This window comes from Vibrio genomosp. F10 str. 9ZD137 (genome assembly GCF_049974785.1).
Classification (GTDB): Bacteria; Pseudomonadota; Gammaproteobacteria; order Enterobacterales; family Vibrionaceae; genus Vibrio.
The window spans coordinates 1-2,801 of record NZ_JBNGCJ010000396.1 but is presented as its reverse complement, the minus strand read 5'-3'; the positions used below and the strand labels follow the sequence as shown (position 1 = coordinate 2,801).

3 protein-coding genes are annotated in these 2,801 nt (G+C 45.2%); 2 read left to right on the top strand and 1 reads right to left on the bottom strand.

The genetic code is table 11. The features are described 5' to 3' along the window. Positions 1–875 (top strand): efflux RND transporter periplasmic adaptor subunit (locus tag ACP45E_RS09015; protein WP_069584908.1); only part of this gene is annotated, 875 nt, incomplete at its 5' end. Positions 876–977: 102 nt separating this feature from the next. On the opposite strand, the gene ACP45E_RS09010 is transcribed toward ACP45E_RS09015, so the two are convergent. Then, entirely contained in the window at positions 978–1,796 is an 819-nt protein-coding gene (locus ACP45E_RS09010) for a LysR family transcriptional regulator (RefSeq protein ID WP_017036406.1), read from the bottom strand. A 249-nt stretch (positions 1,797–2,045) separates the two neighbouring features. Between ACP45E_RS09010 and ACP45E_RS09005 the strand changes: the two genes are divergently transcribed. Then, the coding region (locus tag ACP45E_RS09005; protein ID WP_426510956.1) for an OmpP1/FadL family transporter at positions 2,046–2,801 on the top strand (756 nt) is incomplete at its 3' end.

Here is a 2,801-nt window from a genome sequence, read left to right as displayed (position 1 = left end):
ATTTAACCGACAGTACAACAGTCAAAGCCCCGCACGCCGTACTTAGCCCACTGATCGGTCAAGAAGTTGACCAAGTGTTCGTCGACCACAACCAAATGGTTAAAAAAGGCGATCTTATCTATACGCTCAAAGCGGAAGATACAGAAAACCAACTTGAAGGGTTAGATGCACAAATTAAAGCAGCACAAGCTGAAATTTTAGCGCTCACACTGAAAATCGAAAATGATGAACGTAACCTTGACCGCTTGAAGAAGCTGAACGATTTTGCTCAGCAATCTACACGCGATGATTTGCAAACTAGTATTGAGTCCACTCACGCTCAGATTGCCTCAGCTAACGCTCAAATTCTTGCAATTGAAGCACAAATCGCAACCGCAAAATGGCAAAACGATCGTCGTGAGATTCGTGCTCCGTTTGATGGACAGCTATCAATTGCCAACATCACTGACGGCACTCGCGTGGGTAACATGCACCTATACGATACCAGCAAAAAATTTGTTGAAATGCGTATTGCAGACCAAACGTTCCGTGGGATCCAAATTGGTCAGTTTGCAGAGTTCTACGTTGATGCCTATCCAGGTGAAATTTTCCGTGGCCGTGTACACAGTGTGACAACCGGTACAGGTGAAGCGCGTGTATCGGTACTCAACGGGTCACAACATGTTCGTCAGCATGTGGGGAATAACATGGGATCTCACGGCCGTACGATCGTCATTGAATTCCAAGAGCCAGAAGGCTATAACGTCCCTATCGGTGCTACAGGTTCAGGTTGGGTTTCAGCAGAAAAACCTCACCCTATGCTTGGCTTTATGGATATCATTGGTGGCGCAACCGTTCGCTTGAAAGCCTACAAATCGTATCTATCAGCATTATAAGCGCCATCTCATTCTTTGAGAGGCCATGGTAGTTTTAGAGGAACAACGAAAAAGGGAAGCCCTCGATTGGCTTCCCTTTTCTTCATTTAGTGACAAGCTGCTTTACTTATTTCGTTCAGTCCATGCCTCTACTTGATGGTTAATGATCGGTTCTACAATACTGCTGAGCCATTGCTGTTTTGGTGAGTGGCGCAAGGAAGCTTTCATGATCAAAGCAACATCCAAGTTGAGTTTATGGTGGGCTTCTGATTCAAAGTAAGGCTCATACTTTAATGTAAAACAATCGTCCATCAGCTCGTTCATGACGACTTGGCTGTCGACAATGATACCCACTTCAATATTCGGGTCTAGTCGGCGAAAATGATCAGTCGTATCATTCACACCAGGAATTAAGAATTTGACGTATTCACCCTCTGTATTCCCAGCAAAATAACCCGCTCCTGAATGAATGCGTTTCTGATAAAAAGCCTGGGGCTTATCGTTGATCGCGTGGACACCTAAATCGACTTCTTCATTTAAAATCAGCGATTCAGAATGATGCCCCCATTGGCGCAGTTCAATAAGCGCATTGGTCTCTTTTCTCAGAGTAGTAATGAGTTCTGTACCAACATTGTCTAAATAAGGGCTCACAACATGTAAGGTCACTTTGTCCAAAGACATAGGATCAAAACGTTCTGGTTCGAGAGCAATCGTAAGTTGCTCAAGCGCATTCCTTACCTTTGGCTCAATCGATTCTGCATAACTGGTGGGAACAAGGCCCATTGAGTTTCGTAAAAACAGCGGATCCCCTAAATCTTCGCGCAATTGCGACAGCACTTTGGATACGTAGGATTGAGAACGGCCCAATTTAGTCGCCGCTCTCTGAGTGGAACGGGTTTGCATCAGTGCTAAAAATACATGTAGGGTATTTAAATCATTCATCTATGACCTATCACTATTCTGTTGTCTTTGATATTTATTCATTCGTGAACCTAGCATCACTACCGAAACGCCCTTTCAATGTTCTCGTCGTTTTTAGCAAGCGACAATTGGAATAAGCTTTATTCCAATTGTACGGGAACGTTTCGTTACAATACAACGCTAATTTACCTGTCTGTGTCACAAGGATTCATAGGCTTTCGTTTGAGGCAAGGAAGCTTCTTTAAGAGTGATTCAATAATGAAAACATCAATGTCTCGTGCTCTACCGAAAAATAAAATGCGATCGGCTGTTCCTCTGTTTACTCTATCTCTTTTAAGCGCTGCTGTATTGAGCACGACGTCTGTTCATGCAAGTGGCATTTTTATGCAAGAAGCGATCATTGCCAATGCGGGCACCACGGGTGCGGGTGACGGCGTTTACACGCAATCCGCAGCCGCGATGTGGACAAACCCCGCCACCATGTCTCACATGGGTGAGAGCATGACGACAGTCAATACTCTACTGCTTGATCTAGAGATGAACTACGCTGATGCTGATCAAGGGGAAAGCGGCAAAGCGCATACACTTATGCCTTCTATCGGTGTCTTTCACGCACGTCAACTTAATGATGACGTGCACCTCGGCCTTGCTCTAGGCACCGTTGGTGGTTCGAGTGTTGATTACGGCAGTGATTGGACGGGCAGAAATTTAATGACAGATACGACCCTAACAGCCGTCCAATTTAACCCTTCTCTTAGCTTTCGAGTAACAGACCAAGTCTCTTGGGGTATCGGTGCGCAGTTTAGTTGGGCCTCATTAGAAATGGGGATGGCGTCAGGAAATGTTCAACTAGAGAAATCATCGGATTGGGCATACGGGTTCAATGCAGGTGTCATGTACAAGCAAAGCGAAAATCTGGATCTTGGCTTTAGTTTCCGTTCAAAAGTAGAACACGATTTCTCAACCAATATCAGTGGCCCTGGCGATATTAACCCAGCCGTTGCTTCTGAGCTGGCTGTTCCAGCC